Origin of the sequence: Rhizobium sp. rho-13.1 (assembly GCF_007000305.1) — a bacterium.
Taxonomy (GTDB): Bacteria; Pseudomonadota; Alphaproteobacteria; order Rhizobiales; family Rhizobiaceae; genus Rhizobium; species Rhizobium rhododendri.
This window is the reverse complement of record NZ_SCFL01000013.1, coordinates 103,765-123,599: the sequence shown is the minus strand read 5'-3', so window position 1 is coordinate 123,599 and position 19,835 is coordinate 103,765. Positions and strand designations below refer to the sequence as shown.

Below are 19,835 nucleotides of genomic sequence, written 5' to 3'. Positions count from 1 at the left end.
GTTGCAGGATTACCCAAGTCGCTTGTGCGGTACCGGGAGGATAACCGTGTGCTGATAGGAAAGCTTGGAAGAGACTGGTTGAGTGGTACATCGCCCATGGTTCCGACGCGCTGTTTGCCGTCTGCCAGTCGAGCGAAATGCAATTGCTCAGCCTGGAGGAGCGCGTCGAGCTTGCGGCTTCGTGCTACAGGCGGCGGCTGGCCGGGTCCCGGTGATCGCCTCGGGCCATGTCAGCGAGAATCTCGAGGACCAGCTTGCCGAGCTGAGCGCGATTGCAGCCACAGGCGTTGACGGCATGGTGCTGGTCACTAACCGCCTTGACGCCAAGCAGGCAGGCGGTACGCAGTTCATCGACGATCTGACCTGGCTGCTCAATCGTCTTCCTGAAGATCTGACACTCGGCCTTTACGAATGCCCGGCTCCCTACCGTCGCCTGCTCAGCGACGAGGAACTGATGTTTTGTGCCAATAGCGGCCGGTTTGCCATTCTCAAGGATGTCTCCTGTGATCTGGAGACCGTCAGGCGCCGGGTGGCGCTGACCAGAGATACGCCGCTTGCGATCGTCAACGCCAATGCGGCGATTGCCTCCGATGCCATGAAGGCCGGTTCGCGTGGCTTCACCGGCGTGTTTACCAACTTCCACCCCGATCTCTACAAATGGATGCTGACGAGGAGCGCCGCCAATCCGGCCCTTGCGGAGGAAGTTGCGGTCTATCTTGCCCTGTCCGCCATGGCCGAGCCGATGGGTTACCCGAAACTCGCCAAGCTCTATCACCGCCGTATCGGCACCTTTGCCGGTATCACCAGCCGCGTTGTCCCGTTCGACATTCACGAGAAATTCTGGGCGCTCGACGCGCTAATGGACAAGATCGTCGAAGGCACGGAACGATTCAGAGAACGCGTCGCCGCTGCGAGCTGACACTTGGCGGCCTCTAACTTCCTCCAAACTACGCCGTTAGACAGGTGTTTTAGGCCATTAACGGGTTTGATCATGCACTTTCTTTAAAGTCAGCGTCAATAGAATCTGGTCCCCCCATCGACATATCGAGCATCCACCCCTTAACACGCGCTTGCTGGCTTGCGACCGAATGGCCAACTTTGAATGTTGCAGTTCTTGCTGCTGGTTTTACCGGGATATTGCTCTTCGGTCGAATTTTGGCCGGCTGACCCCGAGATGGCTGCATGTTATCAGTTCCTGCACTATTGACTTTGAAGAAGGCGATAGAGGCTTGGAGTTCCTCGGCCTGTGCGGCAAGTTCTTCAGAGGTAGCCGACATTTCTTCAGATGCTCCGGCATTTTGTTGGGTCACTTTGTCGAGTTGTTGGATTGCTTCATTGATCTGACTGGCGCCGACATCCTGCTCGCGGCAGGCTGCGGAGATTTCAGAGACCAGTTCTGCCGTCTTGCGGATATCTGGCACCAAGCGGGTCAGCATCGCGCCTGCTTCCGTGGCGACGTTCACCGTTTCACTCGAAAGTCCGCTGATCTCCGCGGCAGCTGACTGGCTGCGTTCCGCAAGCTTGCGTACTTCAGAGGCAACGACGGCAAAGCCCTTGCCATGCTCACCTGCACGCGCTGCTTCCACCGCTGCATTCAAAGCAAGAAGGTCGGTCTGGCGGGCGATTTCCTGAACTATGGAAATCTTCTCGGCGATCGTGCGCATCGCAGCCACGGCGCGATTAACCGCCTCACCGGAAGCTTCAGCATCCTTTGCTGATTGGCGGGCAATCTTTTCGGTCTGGGCGGCGTTATCAGCGGTCTGCTTGATATTGGACGCCATCTCTTCCATCGATGCGGCGGCTTCTTCAGCCGACGCCGCTTGTTCGGTGGCGCCCTGCGAAAGCTGCTCAGAACCAGATGAAAGCATCTGCGAACCCGTTGATACATTCTCACTGGCGGTCAATGCATCGGCAACAACTCCGCGAAGCCGCTCCACCATGGACTGAAGCGCGATTCCCAGTGTGTCCTTGTCGGAAAGCGGCTCGGGTTCGACCGTCAGATTTCCGCTCGCGATCTCGTTGGCCATGACCGCTGTTTTACGGAGGTTGTCTACCATATGGTTGATCGCGTTTTTCATGCGCTCGTGGTCGCCTTCACATGCGATTGCCACATGCTGTGTAAGATCGCCCACGCTCACCTGAAGAAGCACGCGATTACCCTCCGAGATCGGAAGAATAATCGCGTCTAGCATTCCATTGATACCGGAGACCACCTTGGCGAAATCACCGACAAAACGATCGGGAGCGCCCCGCTCCGAAAGCCTGCCGGCCGTGGACGCAGCAATTAGCCGTTGAAGTTCCATAATAATCGCTTTTAAATTTCCGCGCAGCGTTTCGATAGTCTCGTTGATAAATGCCTTCTTGCCGGGGAACTGCTCGAGCGGTGCCTCAAAATTACCCTGGCCGAGTTCCTTGATGCAGGCCATGGCCTTCCTTTTGACAGCTATATGACCGCTGACCATGCCGTTGATGCCCCTCGCCATCAAAGCAAAGTCGCCTTTAAATTTTTCGACCGGCACGAAGACATCAATGTCGCCCTTATCGTGCTCAATCGACATTGTATTCATTTCGGCAATCAGGCCCTTGAGATTGGCGCGCAAGGTTTCGATAGTTTCATTGATAAAAGCCTTTTTGCCGGGGAACTGCTCGAGCGGCGCTTCAAAATTGCCTTCGCCAAATTCCCTGACACAAGCCATCGCCTTCCTCTTCACCGCGATATGGCCGTCAACCATGTTGTTGACGCCCTTGGCGATTAGCGCGAAGTCCCCTTTAAACTCATCTGTGGACAACTTGACATCAATATCGCCTTTGTCGTGGTCGCTTGACATACGCGCGAGAGATGCCCCTAGCTTTTGCATTGGCTGCATGCTGGCGTCGAGTAAATTGTTGACGGCGATCAGCATCTCCTTCGCGTCGCCTGTTGCCACATCGAGGTTCGCGCGTTCGGAAAGGTTGCCGCCCGAGACGCTGATACAGATCCGCCGCATCTCGACCAGAGCAACCTGAGATTTAGAAGATTTCTTCAATTGAGTGTAGAAAGACATTTTGTTTCCCCTGTTGGAAGTCGTTTGGGAGTTGGCGCACCTTTGAGGTCTCGGGCGCTGTATGATCGCCTTGTTGACGTCAGGCTTGCTGAGAGTCTGGCGGAGACCAAAGCAAGCAATCGGCGCGCGGCCACAAAATCCGCACCGCACCATTTGCTGAGCCGCGGTCCCCTAAGTGTCGCGCTTTATGATCGATGCCCTCTGACGCCAGAGCTAAGACGATTGACGTGAAATATGTGTCAAACGAAGATTGAATCATGATGCTCCGCTAAGCAGTGCACAAACGCTCTGCCTATATGAGCATGATCTTCGTAGTCATGAGAATATCTGCAGAGTTGTTGACGACGCGTGTATGACCGCATGCGCTTGCCCTTTTGGTAGAGTGAAGCGAGCCGTATTTTACACGCCTGCCGGGAATCTAGGTGAATGATGCGCCGGTAGAGTTAACGAAGCCTTTCTAAACCAATGCGATTATACAGTCGTAAATCATAAAGGTCTGAACGCGATATTTGTAATGGAAGACTGACCAGCCGCTGCGAATGCCTTCAGAATTGATGAGAGCTCGGCTCAGGCCTCGTTAAATCAGAGCCAGAAGATGACGGCGGCTGCGATGCATATGCTTGAGAAGAAGGTGTGGCGCAGCGGTCGTATCGGGTGTGTATTCTGCGCCAGTCCTTGAGCCTGCCAAACTTGTTCTCGATCTTGTGGCGCTTTTTGTAGAGCGTCGGATATGAAATGCATCACTCGGGGGGAAGAGGCTTGATGACCGAAGCGGTGGAGGCCGTCACCAGATGCGGCTTCACCGACTTTTCTCTGAACCGCATCGAGGCGTGGACCCTGCCAGGTAACGTGGCGTCGGACCGTGTTCTCGAAAAAGCCGGGTTTTGCTATGAAGGTACACTTCGTCAGAAGGCGTAGTTGAAAAATGTCTTCCACCATTTCCGAATGTTCGGCTGTTTGGCTGGTGAAGCGCCTATCCCGCCGCGCAAAGCCTGATTTTGTCCCACACTTACGCAGAATCAGAAGTCGGACGAATGCAGGATTCGGGAACAACCATACGAGATGAGTGGCTGAGAAAATTGCATGCACAAAGTAACGTAAATCTGAATTGACCATTTTTACGGACTGGCGAAGATAAAATTGTAACGTTGGGAGATCGGAATGCCGTGGACCGTCCAAGCCTATATGGATTCCGGAGCGCCAGACGAGTTTGAGACGTTTGAAGAAGCTATAGGAAGAGCGGCTTCACTTAGAGACGAAGGAATTATGATCTTTTTCCATGCACCGGCAGAGGCTACCGATGAACAACTTCAGGCATTTGTCGATCTTTTCGGTCCTGAATCTCCCCAGGCTTAAGATCTGGATGCGGAGCTGATTTTAATCTGCGGCCTCCAGGGTTGTACCGGCAGTGGCAGAGCCCTTCATACCGGGTAGCGTAGATTTCACCGCCGTTCCCGTCGTTACTGCCCGGCCGCTCGTCGAAGCGAAGTTTTCGCACCACCAAAATTTAACTGAGATATCACGACTGTCGGCTCAAATTTGCGACAGTCTCAAGACTGCCGCTGACGCGCGAGCCAGACAGTGTGACCGCTGCAATCAGGGTCTTCAGGAACATGGGACACAACGTCAAAGCCACTCCGGTCGAGCAGAATGCGGTATTCGTCAGGATCAAGACTTGCATGATAGAGGGGCTCTCCATTAAGCGTGCCTATCGCTTCGCCAACGGCTGGACCACTCGTGAACAGCAATGGGGCCGCCGGTTCGGCATGGTCTCGGAAGATAGGGAACATCATCCGCTGATCCTGAGGTGCTAGGTGAAAGAAGCTGTCCCAAGCAATTAGTCCGCCGTATCTCCGATCCAATTTCAGAAAGCGCATATCCGCCACTTCCACTATCGCGCCGGGCAGATTGGCCTGAAATAGCGCGATCATTTCCGGCGAACCGTCCACACCGGTAACCGGATGACCTCTGCTGGCAAGATAACGCGCGATAGGCTCTCCTGATCCGCACCCAATATCGAGCACGTCCGTCCCTCGACGCAGCATGTCGGCAAACCGCCCGATCCACGCGTGCTCATGCAGCACTGTGCCGCGCGCAGTTGTCCATGCGGCAGCATGGCGACGGTAAATATCTATGACGCTGAAGGAGGTGTCGATCATGGTCATACTTTGGGTTTCTGCCTCCAGCCGCTTTGTACGATATCGAGATAACTGATGACCTCGCATAAGACAAAGTCTGTGACCTAATATGACGGCGGCCGCTCAGGTGCAACTGAACACCTTCAGCGGATCTGAACCGTCGATGCCGTTCCTGAACACGTCAAGTGCTTGATGAAGGACTTTAGGCCATAAAAGGAATTTATGGAACCCTGCGGCGTTGAGCAGGCAACGAGCGTCCGCGGTTCGCGTCGTAGACGCCTGCTTTCGAAGATCGAAAATGGAAAGCGACACCTTTGCTTCTGATTTCGCATCGGCTGGTTGGGGTGCTCGGCACGAACAGCGGCTGGATTTGCGAGGAGGGTTAAGTTGATGAAGCCATTATTTCCGCGCCGACGACCGCCCGCGAACCGCGCTTGATCGCTTCGGCGCGGCGAAGGGATTTCGCTGGAGCGGGTTGCCCCAATGTGGGCGTTGCTGCGCCACCGGTTATGCCGCGTCAGCTTTGCGACGTGACGGGGGAGTCGCGCCGCAGCAGTGAATGCGGAAGGCAGTCCAAGCAACTTCGAGCCCAGCGCGTAGGCTGCGCAAATCGCCTCCGGCCAGCTTGACGCCGACCCCGGCCTGGCCTGGCAGAACGCTGGCTGCGGCATAGAGGTTGGGGATGGATTCCATCCGAGCCGATATCTGTAGCGACAGCCGCTCCAGCGTCTCGACCGGCTTGGCGGCGACAAGAATCATACTGCCGTAGGAGGTGTACTGCGCCTGCCGTCTGCCGCTCGAGAGGTTGGTGATATCCAGGCGATCGACCATGACTGGTTGGCCGCCGTCAATTCTCAGCCTGGTCGTTGCTTCCATCCGTTGGAACGATCGGCCACGGTTCTCGGGGTCGTAAACCGTGAAGGCGTCGGAGACGATCGCCGTGGCATTGGCGGCGCAGTTGATGTCGATGCTCTGGCTGAGGGCCGCATCCGGAAAGAGAATGCGCGGCTCGGGCAGATATTCCAGAAAGCCGCCGGCGGCGACCGAAATATCGATGGCTTCGCGCGCCGAACATCCGGGATCGGCACGGTGCACCGACGTTGCGCCCTGGGTGGTAAGATGGACGCTGGCACCCTCGCCCAGCCAAATGCGTTGTGCCAAAAAGTCCTCGCCGTGCATTGCGCCGCTGCCGGTCTGCAGGATGACTGTAAGCATGTCTGCCGGACATTGGTCTAGCCAGAAGGTACGGGTGATGACGAAGGGCCAGGAAAAAAGTCGCCGATCAATAATGGTTCGGTCGCCGCGGCGGACGAAGCCCAAATCGAGCTGTGGCTGGTAGACTGGCTTTTCCGTCTTCACGCTCGAAACAGCACGTCGCGTTCGATCATCGCGACGACGGCATCAATGCCTTCCCCCAGGCGGCAATTGGTCATCAGCACCGCCCGGTTGTCGCGCACGGCGAGCGCCTCCTTGTGCATGCGCTCCAGGTCGACGCCGACATGCGGCGCAAGATCGGTCTTGTTGATGATGAGAATGTCGCTACGGATGACACCGGGACCGCGCTTGCGCGGGATATCGTCGCCGCCGGCGACGTCGATGACAAACATCCAGAAATCGGTGAGATCGCGCGAAAACGTCGAGGCGAGATTGTCGCCGCCGCTTTCGAGCAGGATCAGTTCGACGCCGGGAAAGCGCCGTTCGAGTTCGTCGGCCGCCTCGATGTTCAACGTCGGATCCTCGCGGATGACGGTGTGCGGGCAGGCGCCCGCCTCAACCGCCGACACCCTTGCTGGATCGATCAAGCCGGACCGACGGATACGCATGGCGTCTTCGGCGGTGACGAGGTCGTTGGTGATGACGGCAATGTCAATGCCGCGGGCCATCAAGGCTGGGATAAGCCGTTCGACCAGCGCGGTCTTGCCGGAGCCGACCGGGCCGCCGATGCCAACGCGGGCGGCGGCAATGCGGGCGGTGGGTGTGACAAGCGGGTTCATCGCAACATGTACCTCCGCGACAACGGCACTTTGCGCGCTGGCGGGCACATGAGCAGCGCACCGTCGGCGCGCACCTCAAAAGTTTGCGGATCGACCTCGACATGCGGCATGGCGGCGTTGCGCACCATGTCGGTCTTGCGCAGCTTGCGGACACTCTTGATCGGCACCATCTGCTTCACCAGCCCGAGCTTGCGGCCGACATCGGCTTCCCGCGCCAGCTTCGAGACAAAGTTGACGCCGAGATGCGCAGGCGCCGCACCCAGCGCGCCCCACATGCGCTTCTGGATCATCGGTTCCGCCAGGCCGAGACTACCGTTTCCGTCGCCCATCGCCGCCCAGACTATAAAGCCATTCTTGATGACCATGTAGGGTTTGATGCCGAAGGAGGCACGCGGCCATAGCACCAAATCGGCCATCTTGCCGACGGCGATCGAGCCGACATGATCGTCGATGCCGACGGCGATGGCCGGATTGATGGTCAGTTTGGCGATGTAGCGCTTGATCCGTTCGTTGTCGGCCTTCGCCGTCGTCTCCTCGGCCCGCCGGCCGATACGCTCCTTCATGACGCTGGCCAGCTGCCAGCAATTAGCAACGTTCTCGGCCAGCCGGCCCATGCCTTGCGTATCGGTGCCGAAAATCGAGATGGCGCCCATGTCGTGCAAAAAATCCTCAGCCGCCATCGTCTGCGCCCGCACTCGCGACTCACCGAAGACGACGTCCTCCGGCGTGTTGTAGTTCAGCTGGTGGCAGATCATCGCCATCGGCACGCCCTCCTCCATGCCGTAGGAGGTGTAGGGATTGGTGGGATTGGTCGAGGATGGGATGACGTTGTCATAGGAGACGACTTTCAGCAGGTCCGGCGCATGGCCACCGCCAGCGCCCTCGACGTGGTACATATGGATGGTGCGGCCATCGATGGCATCCATCGTGTCCTCGCAAAAACCGAATTCGTTGATCGAATCGGTATGCAGATGCACCGCGAAATCATTGCGATCGGCGGCCATCAGGCTCTGGTCGATAACCGACGGGGCCGCCCCAAAATCCTCGTGGATTTTTACCGCCATCGCGCCTGCAGCGACCGATTCTTCGACTGCTTCGGCATTCGATGAACCACGGCCAAACAGGGCATAGTTCAACGGCGAAAACTCGGTGGCCTGCAGAAAACGGCCAAAGGTAGCAGTGCTGCCGCTGCCGACGTCGAACAGCGGGCCGGGGCCATTGCCGATCATCGTCGTCGTGCCACCCGACAGCGCGTGGTCGGACTGCTCCGGCGAGCCGAGATGGGCGTGAGATTCTATTGCGCCAGCGGTCACGATGAAGCCGGCGCCGGAGACCGGCGAGGTCGTCTGGCCGACGATCATGTCGGGATGGACGCCCGGCATGACGTCCGGATTGCCGGCCTTGCCGATGCCGACGATGCGGCCGTCGCGGATGCCGATATCGGCCTTGATGATGCCGGCGACGGCGTCGATGATCGTGGCGTTCTTGATGACGATGTCGAGGATCTTGTCGGACGACGTCAGGTAGCCGTTGATGCCTTCGCCATCGCGCAAATTCTTGCCGGCGCCGATCAGCAGTTCGTGGCCGTAGACGGTGAAATCGTGCTCGATCTCGGCGAACAGCTCGGTATCGCCAAGCCGCACCAGATCGCCCTTGGTCGGCCCGTAGTGTTCGGCGTAGGCCTGTCGGCTGAGGGTTGCCATTCTATGCTCCGAGGTAGCCGCGGGCGCGGGCGAGATTTAGGGAACGATCAACGGCGCCGGGCTCATCCAGCGGGCCGTTGACCAGGCCGGCGGCGCCGCGGACGATGCGGCCACCCTCGATCGGCACCAGCCGCACCGACTTGACAGCGCCCGGCTCGAAGCGGATGCCGGCGCCGGCCGGGCGGTCGACCTTCATGCCCCAGGCGGCGCGGCGGTCGAAATCGAGCGCCCGGTTGACCTCGAAGAAATGCGTGTGGCTGCGCACCTGCACGTCGCGGTCGCCGGTGTTGACGACGTCGATGGTGATGGCCGGCAGGTCTGTGAACATGGCGATATCGCCCTGGGCTGAAACGATCTGGCCGGGGACGACGTCGTCCAGCAAAGGCCTTTCACCGCGGGCGATCGGCTCGAACAACGCCATGACCTTGGTGCCTTCGGCAAACAGGCATTCGATGTAGAGCATCGGGATCATTTCGGCGACGCCGGGCTCGACATCGTCAGTGGTCAGCAGCCGGCCGGCCATGTCGCGGATTTCGGCATAGGCCATGTCGCGGCGGGCGGCGAACATTACTTCGTCGGTGAGAAAGGCGACCGCTTCCGGATGGCTGAGACGCACGCCGGCAGCCCGGTTGCGGCGCGCCATCTCTGCAGCGGTGAAGATGGTCAGGCGATCCATCTCGGTCGGCGACAGGTTCATCATGGCAAGAGCCCCGGCATCAGGTGGAAAACAGGCGGACATGCCGCGACGGGCCGCGCGACACGGCGATGTCGATCAGCGGCGTAAAACTCGACGCTTGCCGGCTGGTATCAACCGGCTCCGCCAGCAGATCGGCCAGCACCACGCGCGCCGAAGTGAGGCTCAGCTGCCCCTCGATATGGCCGACGCTGCCGAGCCGGACCGCGGCGCTGACAAGCCCAGTGACCAGCGTCCAGCCGGACAGCAACTCGGCCGCCGCCCAGTCGAGGCCGGCATCACGGTAGACGATCGCCTGGACGACCGGCAGGTGACCATGGCCCTCGCCCGCTGTCAGCTGCGCCCGGAAGGATAGCGACAACGGTCCGCGCTGCCGGGCCGCGACGCCGAGCAGCGCCCGTCCGGCGCGGCGCGAACCGTCGCGCATCTGCGCCGAGAAGGTAGCCGCCTCCGCATAACGGTCGACATCCAGCAGCGCCTCGACATCAATGGCCGCATCAAAGGCGCGACGCAGCAGTGGCCGGTCCATGCTATTCCAGCGACGGGCAAGATGTTCCTCGATCAGATCATCGAGATCGGCCGGACCGTCGAGGAGATTATCGGCAGCTAGGCCCTCGAGGCCCCAGGAGAAGGCAAAGCCGCCGGCGGGATAGGCGCTGTCGCCGTATTGCATCAGGGTCAGCGCCTGGGCGGTGTCAAACATCGGCAAGATCCTCGATATCACCCTCGTCGATCAGAGGAGCGATGCGGGCGCGATAATCGGCCCGCGGGCCGTCGAGCAGGATGACGATGCAGTCGTCCTCGAAGCGCACCCTCCAGTGCAGATTGCCGGCGTTCCAGCCGAGTTTCAGCGCCGCGGCGCTGTTCGCCGGCCGCAGCCGCCAGACGGCCTGTTCGCCGAAACGGGCGACGATGGCACGGGTCGGATCGATGAAAAGCACGGCGCCGTCGGTCAGCTCCTGGTCGCGGTCGATGCTGATGGCGCAGTCGGTGCCGCGGTCGGTCGATAGTCGAAACCGCTTGCGGCCGGCCTCCGACGGCGGCACGAACAGCAGCTCGATACCGTCATGATGTTCGAGACGGTGCAACTGATCGCGATATTGCGGATCTTTCTCGCCACCGAGGATTCCATGAAGTCGGAGCATGTTTGGTCCTTTGCCGACTAGTGCGTGTTGAAGACCGCCTGATAGGCGGCCAGCGCCGTCTTCAGCGCCTTGATTTCGTCGTCGGTCGGATTGGCCGGGTCGCTTGCTGCCGGCAGGCTGCCGAACCTCATCAGGCAGGCCATCAGCAGCAGCCGCGCCTTGGTGGATGTGAGGTTCATGCCGGCGAGGCTAAAAGCCTGCGGATCGGCAAAGCCCTCCGGATAACCACGGCCGACGCGCACCACCGGCAGGCCGCAGAAACTCGCCTTGCGCAGCATCATGGTGCGCAACTCCGACGTCGCCTGGCCGTACGGCACAAGGCCCTCGACGACGAAGCCGGCCAGCCGGCCGCCGCTCAGCTTGTGGCGGATGAGGAAATCGAGGTCGGCTTCGGGCGCCGGATCGTCGCCGAACATTTCCGCCGCATAGCCGCCATCCTTGACGATCGACACCGAGGGGATGGCATCGGCCAGCAGTTGCCCGCCCTCGTCCTTGACCCGGACATCGACAGTTTCGACGACATCGCCGCTGAGCCTTGTCCCTTTGACCGCTGCGGGCAGCCGGGTGATGTTGACGTCAGACTCTGCCGTATGCTTGTAGGCCGGCACATACATGACATAGGGCGCGCCGGCGTGGGTGATCTGCCCCAGAATGCCGCCATGGCCGCCGGTGGCGATGTAGCCACCGGGCCGGGCGTCGACCTTGGCGACCTCGCGGGCGGCAAAGAACTGTTGCTCCTGGATGACCACCGTGCCGCAGCGATTGCCGCCATTGCCGTCCGACCAGATACCGGATTCGATGTAGGTGACGGAATCGACGATATTGGCCGGGCCGTCATTGCTGATCTGCCCCTGCGGCCGCTGCGCCGCATTGCAGGCGATCGGCAATTTGGTGTCGATCAGCAGATTGAACCAGTAGGCGGTTTCTTCGACCTGCGGGCTGCCCTGCGTCCAGATGGCGCCGTCATATATGCCGGATGCCATGACGGCCTGGACATCGTTGGTGATCTTAGCCAGCATCGGCCGCGGCGGCGATTTTGCCAGATTGTACGGTTTATAGGCGAAGAAATCCCAGCCCATGCGCTCGGCCGAAATGGCGCCCTCGCCGATATCGGCGCGCTCGGCAGGATCAAGGCCCTTGGTAAAACCGCCGGGCGGCGCGACGCGGTAGAAATCGACATCGGCCCGGCCGCCGATCAGATTGACCTTGCCGTCGGCACCGATCGACAGCCGGTCGATCTCCTCAAAACTGCGCGATCCATCGGGAAAGAAACCCTGCCGGGCTTTCGGGCTGTTGAGATAGGTGGCTTCTTCTTCCCAGGGCGAGCCGTCCTTCTGCATTGCCATGTAGGGCAAGGGATAAAGCCCGTCTTCCGGCGTCAGTTCGATCTCGTAGACCGGCTTGTCGCTGTCGGCGCGGCGCGCCTTGTTGAAACTGCCATCGGTGCCGACATAGCCGTCGGGTTCGTCGTAAAGCTCGGCGGTGTCTGCTTCGAGCGGATGGGCTGAGAATTGCTCGACGTAGACTTTGACCGGCGCCGCCAGCCGCTGTGCCCTGAGCGGATCGAAGGCGGCGGCATTGCCATTGCCGGCGGTGATGGGCGCCAGCCCCTTGCGCAGCCGCGCCTTGTTAGAGGTGACCAGCGGCGGCGTGTTCTGGATCGTCGCCGTTGGGCCGGCCAGATGGGCGATGCGGATCTTGCTCATGTGCTCTTCCCCGCCACCACGTTCTTCTTCTCCATCATCATATGCACGCCCTTCGACACATTGACGGTTTGGGTAATGTGCAGGTCGCCGGCAAGGCTGCACAGCATGTAGGCGTCGGCATGCGACAGGCCGGCCTTTTCGCCGAGGAGCGCAATCATCTCGCGCAGCGCCTTGACGGCGCATTGGTCGAGATCGGGGTCCATGCCCATGGTGATGTGATGGGTCGGCGTCTCGGCGCGCGGATAGGTAAAGCTCAGGTCGTCGCGGACGATGAACTCGAACTTGCCGCGCAGCGCCGTCTCGATGGCGGTGACGCAGACCTCGCCGTCGCCCTGGCAGCCATGGCCGTCGCCACAGGAAAACAAGCCGCCTTCGACGAAGACCGGCAGATAGAGCGTGGTTCCGGCCACAAGTTCCTTGTTGTCGAGATTGCCGCCGGTCGCCTGCGGCGCCACCGAGGTGATCCGCCCCCAGCCCTTTGGCGGTGCAACGCCCATGACGCCGAAGAACGGCGCCAGTTCGAGCTCCAGCCCCCAGGGCATGATGCCTACGTTGCGCTCCTTGTCGAGCGGGATATTGACCAGCCGCGGCTCGTCATAATCATGCGGCAGGGTGCCGAGCAGCGGCATGATGACGTTGAACCCCCAGTCCTGCAGCAGCGACACCTCATGGATGCGCACCTCCAGCACATGGCCGGGCTTGGCGCCCTCGACATAGACCGGGCCGGTGAGGATATGCGGCCCCTCGGGCTTGAGGTTGGCATAGATGGATGCGAGCGCCGGCGGGATGTGGAATTTTTCCGGATCCGGCAGGACGTTCGGCGCGCCGGTGACAGTATCGATGGTGACGATATCGCCGCTGGCGACCTTGATAGCCGGCGCCTTGGTGGCATCGAAATAGCCCCAGTGGCAGGTTTCGACGCTCGGCATGAGATGATGGTCGGCCATTCTCTGTTCCTCTTGTCGGAGACGCCATGGCTTGGTTTTTTGTGACCCAAAGCCGATGGGAAAAATCGTCCGCAGACCAAACGGTGGAGCGTGTCGCTGAGCTCCCGTGATATCCAACTATCGCGGCGCGCTCCGGTTTAGTCAATAATTCAATTATTTCTTTTGACAGTAATTTGAATGTCTATAGCTGCCCCATGGCCAACGGGGGCTCGACGATTTTCGGATCGAAGAACAGCCGTTCGCCGGCGACGCCGACCTTGAAGCAGCGGGCCATGTGGCCGGCAGCGTCGGTGAGAGGCGGCGGCATCGCGATGGTGCAGTCCGGGCCGGCATAGGCGCAGCGCGGCGCAAAGCTGCAGCCCTCCGGCAGGGCGCGCAGGTCCGGCGGCGTGCCGCCGATTGCCTCGAGCGGTTCGCCGCGCGCCTGATCCTTGACCGTCGAGGCCAGCATCGCCTTGGTGTAGGGGTGCATCGGGTGCAGCAGCACATCGCGCGCCTCGCCATATTCGATGATCCGGCCGGCATACATCACCGCCACCTTGTCGGCGATCTGCGCGGCGACGCCGAGATCGTGGGTGACGAAGATCATCGACATGCCCATCTCGCGCTGCAGCTTGCGCAGCAGCACCAGCACCTGGATCTGCACCGAGGCATCGAGCGCCGTTGTCGGCTCATCGGCGAGCAGCAGGCTCGGGCGGCACGACAGCGCCACGGCGATCATTGCCCGTTGCCGGAGCCCGCCGGAAAGCTCATGCGGATAGGCGCGCAGCCGTCCCTCCGGCGATGGCACGCGCACTAGCTCGAGCAGCTCCAGCGCCCGCGCCCAGGCAGCTTGCTTGCCGATATTTTCATGCCGCATCACCGTTTCGGCGATCTGGTCGCCGATCGTGTAGAGCGGGTCGAGCGCCGTCATCGGCTCCTGGAAAATCATCGAGATGGTCGAGCCGCGCAGCTGCGACATGGTCTTGTCGCTGACATCGGTGATGTTGTGCTCGCCGACCGTCATCGTGCCTTCGATCACCGTGCGCTTCTTGGCATGCAGCCGCAGCAGCGAGCGCATCATCACCGATTTTCCGGAGCCGGACTCGCCGATGACGCATAGCACCTCGCCGCGCGCCAAATCGAAGGAGACGCCGTTGACCGCCTTGACCGTGGCGTCGCGGCTGACGAACCGGACGCGCAGGTCGTCGACATGCACGAACGGCGCGATCTGTTGCGCATCGGGCAGTGGGCGGTTTGAGAACATCATGTCATCCATGTCGCATCTCCTTGGTGGCGGCTCAGGCATCGGCCATTGCGGGCGCACGGCTGTGGCCCGAACCGGCATGCACCATATGGCAGGCGGCCAAGTGCCGTTCGGGGGTGGCCTGGAGCACATTGCCGAGATCAGGCATGGTCGAGACGCAGACATCTTCGACATAGCGGCAGCGAGTGTGGAAGCGGCAGCCCGACGGCGGATTGACCGGATTGGGCGGATCGCCGGCGAGGGGCGCCTGCTCGACGCGCTCGTCCGGATCCATGCTCAGCCGGCATTCGAGCAGCGCCTGGGTATAGGGGTGTTTCGGGTCCTCGTAGATCATCCCGACCGGACCGATCTCGACCACCTGGCCGAGATACATCACCAGCACCCGGTCCGAGATGTAACGCACCACATGCAGGTCGTGGGAGATGAAAATATAGGTGAGGTTCAGTTGCCCCTTGAGGTCGGCGAGCAGGTTGAGCACCTGCGCCTCGACCGATTTGTCAAGCGCCGACACCGCCTCGTCGAGGATCAGCAGGCGGGGATCGAGCGCCAGCGCCCGGGCTATGTTGACGCGCTGCTTCTGGCCGCCGGACAGTTCGTGCGGATAGCGCTGGCCGAACAGGTTCGGTTTCAGCCCGACCTTCTGCAGCAAGGCCCGTGCCTGGTCCTTGGCATCCTTGGCGGAGGCGCCCTGCACTTTTGGCCCATAGGCGATCGAGGTCTCGATCGGCAGCCGCGGATTGAGCGACGAATAGCTGTCCTGGAACACCATCTGCAGCGAACGACGCAGGCCGTTGAGCGGCACGCCGCGCGCTTCGCCGACCGGGTCGCCATCGAGAATGAGATGGCCTTCATCGCGGTCGATCAGATACATCAGCAGCCGCGCCAGGGTTGACTTCCCGCAACCGGATTCACCGACGATGCCGAGCGTCTCGCCCTTCAGCACATAGAAGGAGATGTCGTCGACGGCCTTGACCTCGCCGACCTTGCGGCTGAGCAGCCCGGCCCGGATCGGAAAATACTTCTTGAAATTCTCGACAATCAGCATCGGCTGCGCCGCACCACCGCGATCACGCGGATCGACGGGCGCCGGAGCGGGAGCAAGGATCAGATCGGTCATGGCTGTGTCCTTTCGATCAGGCTTTGACGTCCATCGCCTGGCGCAGACCGTCGCTGACCAGGTTGAAGGCGATCGAGGTGATGAGGATGGCGACGCCGGGGACGGCGGCCACCAGCGGCTGAACATAGATCGACTGGCGCAGCGTCGACAGCATCAGGCCCCAGTCGGCGGTCGGCGGCGAGACGCCGAGACCGAGGAAGGATAGGCCCGATGCCAGAATGATCGACACCGACACCAGCGTCGAGGCATAGACCATGACCGGTGACATGACGTTGATCAGCACATGGGTGAACAGAATCGATACCGTCGAGGCACCGCTGGCGCGGGCCGCATCGACGAAATCCATGGTCCGCACCTGGCTGGTGGCGGTTTCGGCGACGCGACAGAGCGGCGGGATCAGCACCACGGTCAGCGTCAAAAGCTGATTGGTCAGGCCGCCGCCAAGGCTGCCGGAGATGGCGACGGCAAGCAATACCGAAGGAAAGGCGAAAAACACGTCCATGGTGCGCATGATCACCATGTTGACCTTGCCGCCGAAATAGCCGGCGATGACGCCGAACAGGCCGCCGATGGTGGTGGCAAACAGCACCGGGACAATGCCCATCGTCAGCGACACGCGGCCACCATAGAGAATACGGCTGAGCATGTCGCGGCCCTGCTCGTCGGTGCCGAGCAGATAGTTCTTGGTGCCAATCGCCTTCAGGCGGTGGGCCATGCTCGATTTGTCCGGATCCATCGGCGCCAGCCACGGGGCAAAGATCGCCGACAGCACGACCAGCAGGATGACGAGCAGACAGAACAGCGTGACGTAATCGTAGCGCAGGCGGTTCCAGACACTGCCCCAGTAGCCGCGGACATGGACGGGCTTCGCTGCAGGGGCGACGGTCACGGGCATGGAGTGGATCGGGATATCGGACATGAAAACTTCCTCAGCTTCGCTTGATGCGCGGATCGATTACCGACTGGGCGAGGTCGACGACGAGATTGATCAGCACGAAGGCGGTGGCCAGCACCAGGATCGTCCCCTGCAGCAGCGGAATGTCGCGGGTGAGGATCGCCTTGTTGAGCAGAAAGCCGGTGCCTGGCCACGTGAACACCGTTTCCACCAGCACTGAGCCGCCAATCAGGTAGCCGAGCTGCAGACCGAGCATGGCAACCGCCTGCGGCATGATGTTGCGCACCGCATGGCGCATGATCTGGAATTCGCTCATGCCCTTGGCGCGCAAGGTCTGGATGAAATCCTGGTTGAGGATTTCGGCCAGCGACGAGCGCGTCGTGCGCGTCATGATGCCGAGCGGCGGCAGCGCCAGCGCGATGATCGATCGGCATGATCGCGAACTTGAAATCGGCCCAGCGCAGATAGCTGAAATTCTCCGAGCCGCTGGCGCCCATGCCGGTCGCCGGCAGCCAGAAGAGATTGACGGCAAACAGGATGACCAGCACGACGCCGAGCCAGAAGGTCGGCACGCTGATGCCGAATACGGCCACCGCCGTGATCAGCTTGTCGACCCAGGTGCCGGCCTTGTAGGCGGCAATGACGCCGAGAACCATTGACAGGATGAAAGCCAGCACCACCGAAATCAGCGCGATGGTCAGCGTGTTGAAAAAGGCCCGCACGACCTCGCCCGAGACCGGCGAATTGTTGGCGATCGACTGGCCAAGATCGCCGACAAAGACTTTACCGATCCAGATCAGATATTGAATGGGGATCGGCTGGTCGAGACCGTAGGCGGCGCGCAGCCGGGCTGCATCGGCGGCAGAGGCCGTCGGCGACAGCAGGTTCTGGATCGGATCGCCAGGGGCGATATGGACCAGGGCGAAGCAGATGACCGTGACGCCGAACAATATCGGTATGGTCAGGACGAGGCGCCGAAGCGCGTAGAGCCACATGCAATGTCTCCAGTTTCATCAGGCTGTCGTCGCACGATGCGAAACGGCCGCAGGCAAAGCTGCGGCCGCTGTGTCAGGTCAGGGGGCTACGACGATCGGCGTCAGGTCCTGAAACCAGCTCTGGGCCTGGACGAAGCCGGAAAGTTTTGGCGACAGGGCGCGCGGGTTGAGGTCGTGGACGATATAGAGTTCTGAAGCGTCGGCGACGACGGCTTCGTTCATCTGGGTCAGCAGGGCGTCGCGCTTGGCCGGATCGAATTCGGCCGTCGCCTCTGCGCCGAGCTTGTCGACGGCTGGATTGGAGTAGAAGCCCCAGTTGCAGCAGTTCGGTGGCGCGTAGCTGGTCATCCATTTCTTCAGGATGCCCTGCACCGGATCGATCGGCGCCATCGAGAAATTGATGGCATTGTATTCGGTGCCCTTGGCGCCGGACAGGAAGACGCCGATCAACGCATTCCAGTCCATCGGCACCAGTTCGACCTCGAAGCCGGCCTCGTCGAGCTGCTCCTTGACCAGTTCGTTCATCGGCAGCGGCTGCATCTGACCGGAGCCCGAGGTCGAGATACCGACCTTGATCTTGCACGGGGAGCAGCCGGCTTCCTTCAGCAGCGCCTTGGCCTTGTCCGGATCATAGTCATAGGTGACCGGCTTGCCGTACCACGCTTGCGACGGGATCAGCGTCTGCGTCGCGGCGGTGGCCACGCCCTGCAGCATGTCGACCATGTCCTGACGGTTGACGGCATAGTTGGCTGCCTGACGAACCTTAAGATTGTTGAACGGCGGGACGTCCATGCGGAACATGTAGTCCCAGTTGTGCGGATAGGGCACCGTGACGATCTGCATGCCGGCGCCCTTCAGGCGCGGAATGGTGTCGGGCGACGGCGCCTCGACGAAGTCGACCTGGCCGGAGAGCAGGGCGGCCGCGCGGGTCGAGGCCTCTGGCATCGGCAGCAGCACCAGCCGGTCATGTTTTGGCACGCGGGCGGGGTCCCAATATTTGTCGTTCTTCACAAGTTCCAGCCGCTCGTGCGGACTGACGGAGCTGAACTTGTAGGGCCCTGTGCCGGAAGGGGCTGCCGCATAGGCCTTGTAATCATTCTTGTCGGCGGTGACCGCACAATTGGAAATCATGTAATACATCGCCATTTCGTAGGGAAACAGCGAGTTGGCGACCTTGGTGTTGATGGCGATGGTGTAGTCGTCGATCTTGTCGACGCTGGCGATGTTGGCGACATAGGTGCCCATCTGGCCGACATGGCGCGGGTTGAACTGCGGCGATTTCGGATCGCGGACGCGGTCGAAATTCCAGATGGCGGAATCGGCGTTCCAGTCGCAGCCGTCATGATATTTGACGCCCTGGCGAAGCTTGTAGATCCAGCGCTTGCTGTTGGCGGGGTCAATCGTCCAGGAGGTGGCGAGACCGGGCTTGATATCGGCCGCCTTGTCGGAGCTCGACAGATCCCAGAGCGCCAGCGCATCAAAGAGCGTGTAGCCGGCAAAGCGATAGCCTTCATAACCTTGGTCCGGGGCGCCCGTGTAATCGGGAATGTCGGCTGCCGTCATGGCGACGCGCAGCACCGTTTCCGCCGATGCCGGGGCGGTAAAGCCGGCGGCAGCCATCGCTGCAAAGGCTGCAAAGGCAGCCGATTTGAAAAGGCCTCGCATTCTCAGTGGTGTCATCGTGCTTTCTCCTGTCCGCGGATGCGCCGTGTTCGGAGACTATCTTGCAAAGCCCGTGCCAGCCGCCGAGCCGGTAGCACGACAGCACCGACGAAATTGCTCTAACGAATTGTAAAATATTAAAAATTAAAGCATTTTAATTATTTCCAACGAAGCGTGCATCTTTGCGACGCGTTGGAATGTTGCGCGTTGCCAATATGATAGGGCGTAAAATTGAATGCTGCAGTGCAAAAAAGTGGCATCCGGGCTAATATTTCACCAATAGATATTATCGTTTTCAATTATCAATTGTTACATTAACGTGGCGAGATCCTGAAGGAGATCGACCATGACGCACCCCCCCTCACCGCCCGATATCGCTGCCATCGAACAACGCTTCCACGATGCCGGAGTCGTGCCGCCGGCCGATCGCGCTGCCGGCACCTATGCCGTTGCCGGGCGGCTGCTGGCCGCCCTTCACTGGCTGCGCCAGCCGCGAACAGCCGCCGCCGAACCCGCGCACGTCTACAGCCTCGTTGAAAAGGACTGACG

General features: G+C 60.7%; 17 protein-coding genes and 3 pseudogenes. 4 read left to right on the top strand and 16 right to left on the bottom strand.

Annotation, left to right across the window (positions count from 1 at the left end):
* Nucleotides 1–24: 24 nt before the first annotated feature.
* Nucleotides 25–919, top strand: a pseudogene (locus EQW76_RS22750) (dihydrodipicolinate synthase family protein).
* Between the two features lie 70 nt (nt 920–989).
* Here EQW76_RS22750 and EQW76_RS22745 read toward each other — a convergent pair.
* Together EQW76_RS22745 and EQW76_RS22740 are read right to left on the bottom strand one after the other, a co-directional pair.
* Nucleotides 990–3,044 carry a methyl-accepting chemotaxis protein gene (locus tag EQW76_RS22745; RefSeq protein ID WP_202617200.1) on the bottom strand — a complete coding sequence of 685 codons (2,055 nt, stop codon included), beginning with the start codon at nt 3,042–3,044 and terminating at the stop codon, nt 990–992.
* Between the two features lie 582 nt (nt 3,045–3,626).
* Nucleotides 3,627–3,763 (bottom strand): annotated as a pseudogene (locus EQW76_RS22740) (transposase); the annotation flags it as partial.
* A 16-nt stretch (nt 3,764–3,779) separates the two neighbouring features.
* Between EQW76_RS22740 and EQW76_RS22735 the strand changes: the two are divergent.
* Together EQW76_RS22735 and EQW76_RS22730 are read left to right on the top strand one after the other, a co-directional pair.
* The gene (locus tag EQW76_RS22735) at nt 3,780–3,962 is read left to right on the top strand and encodes a GNAT family protein (RefSeq protein WP_142831231.1); all 183 of its coding nucleotides are present in this window, start codon (nt 3,780–3,782) and stop codon (nt 3,960–3,962) included.
* Between the two features lie 243 nt (nt 3,963–4,205).
* Nucleotides 4,206–4,400 carry a hypothetical protein gene (locus EQW76_RS22730; protein WP_142831230.1) on the top strand — a complete coding sequence of 65 codons (195 nt, stop codon included), beginning with the start codon at nt 4,206–4,208 and terminating at the stop codon, nt 4,398–4,400.
* 194 nt (nt 4,401–4,594) lie between these two features.
* Here EQW76_RS22730 and EQW76_RS22725 read toward each other — a convergent pair whose 3' ends face one another.
* The 14 genes and pseudogenes from EQW76_RS22725 to EQW76_RS22660 all read right to left on the bottom strand — a co-directional run bounded on the left by EQW76_RS22725 (nt 4,595) and on the right by EQW76_RS22660 (nt 19,304).
* Complete coding sequence (locus EQW76_RS22725; RefSeq protein WP_341799000.1) at nt 4,595–5,209, bottom strand: class I SAM-dependent methyltransferase; 615 nt, start codon at nt 5,207–5,209, stop codon at nt 4,595–4,597.
* Between the two features lie 480 nt (nt 5,210–5,689).
* A complete protein-coding gene (locus EQW76_RS22720; RefSeq protein ID WP_279309164.1) occupies nt 5,690–6,397 on the bottom strand; it encodes an urease accessory protein UreD in 708 nt (235 codons plus the stop codon).
* Between the two features lie 140 nt (nt 6,398–6,537).
* The gene (ureG, locus tag EQW76_RS22715) at nt 6,538–7,176 is read right to left on the bottom strand and encodes an urease accessory protein UreG (RefSeq protein ID WP_142831228.1); all 639 of its coding nucleotides are present in this window, start codon (nt 7,174–7,176) and stop codon (nt 6,538–6,540) included.
* Entirely contained in the window at nt 7,173–8,879 is a 1,707-nt protein-coding gene (gene ureC / locus EQW76_RS22710; RefSeq protein ID WP_142831227.1) for an urease subunit alpha, read from the bottom strand. Before ureC ends, ureG begins: the two co-directional genes overlap by 4 nt.
* A gap of 1 nt (nt 8,880) precedes the next feature.
* Nucleotides 8,881–9,579 (bottom strand): urease subunit beta, encoded by a 699-nt coding sequence (ureB, locus tag EQW76_RS22705; RefSeq protein WP_142831226.1) that lies wholly within the window; start codon nt 9,577–9,579, stop codon nt 8,881–8,883.
* Between the two features lie 16 nt (nt 9,580–9,595).
* Nucleotides 9,596–10,276: an urease accessory UreF family protein gene (locus EQW76_RS22700; RefSeq protein ID WP_142831225.1), complete on the bottom strand. Its 681-nt coding sequence runs from the start codon at nt 10,274–10,276 to the stop codon at nt 9,596–9,598.
* Complete coding sequence (gene ureE / locus EQW76_RS22695) at nt 10,269–10,718, bottom strand: urease accessory protein UreE (protein WP_142831224.1); 450 nt, start codon at nt 10,716–10,718, stop codon at nt 10,269–10,271. The genes EQW76_RS22700 and ureE overlap by 8 nt, the downstream gene beginning before the upstream one ends.
* A 17-nt stretch (nt 10,719–10,735) precedes the next feature.
* Nucleotides 10,736–12,424: an asparaginase domain-containing protein gene (locus EQW76_RS22690; protein WP_142831223.1), complete on the bottom strand. Its 1,689-nt coding sequence runs from the start codon at nt 12,422–12,424 to the stop codon at nt 10,736–10,738.
* Complete coding sequence (locus tag EQW76_RS22685; RefSeq protein ID WP_142831222.1) at nt 12,421–13,371, bottom strand: acetamidase/formamidase family protein; 951 nt, start codon at nt 13,369–13,371, stop codon at nt 12,421–12,423. Before EQW76_RS22685 ends, EQW76_RS22690 begins: the two co-directional genes overlap by 4 nt.
* A gap of 181 nt (nt 13,372–13,552) precedes the next feature.
* Nucleotides 13,553–14,629, bottom strand: a complete 1,077-nt coding sequence (locus tag EQW76_RS22680) for an ABC transporter ATP-binding protein (RefSeq protein ID WP_244615437.1) — start codon at nt 14,627–14,629, stop codon at nt 13,553–13,555.
* Nucleotides 14,630–14,651: 22 nt separating this feature from the next.
* Nucleotides 14,652–15,734 (bottom strand): oligopeptide/dipeptide ABC transporter ATP-binding protein, encoded by a 1,083-nt coding sequence (locus EQW76_RS22675; RefSeq protein ID WP_143123257.1) that lies wholly within the window; start codon nt 15,732–15,734, stop codon nt 14,652–14,654.
* 16 nt (nt 15,735–15,750) lie between these two features.
* Complete coding sequence (locus EQW76_RS22670) at nt 15,751–16,629, bottom strand: ABC transporter permease (protein ID WP_142831243.1); 879 nt, start codon at nt 16,627–16,629, stop codon at nt 15,751–15,753.
* Between the two features lie 34 nt (nt 16,630–16,663).
* Nucleotides 16,664–17,624: pseudogene (locus EQW76_RS22665) on the bottom strand (ABC transporter permease).
* 78 nt (nt 17,625–17,702) lie between these two features.
* Entirely contained in the window at nt 17,703–19,304 is a 1,602-nt protein-coding gene (locus EQW76_RS22660; RefSeq protein ID WP_142831219.1) for an ABC transporter substrate-binding protein, read from the bottom strand.
* Between the two features lie 328 nt (nt 19,305–19,632).
* Here EQW76_RS22660 and EQW76_RS22655 point away from each other — a divergent pair, with 328 nt between their 5' ends.
* Nucleotides 19,633–19,833, top strand: coding sequence for a hypothetical protein (locus EQW76_RS22655; protein WP_142831218.1), 201 nt, complete (start codon nt 19,633–19,635; stop codon nt 19,831–19,833).
* The last annotated feature ends 2 nt before the right edge of the window (nt 19,834–19,835 follow it).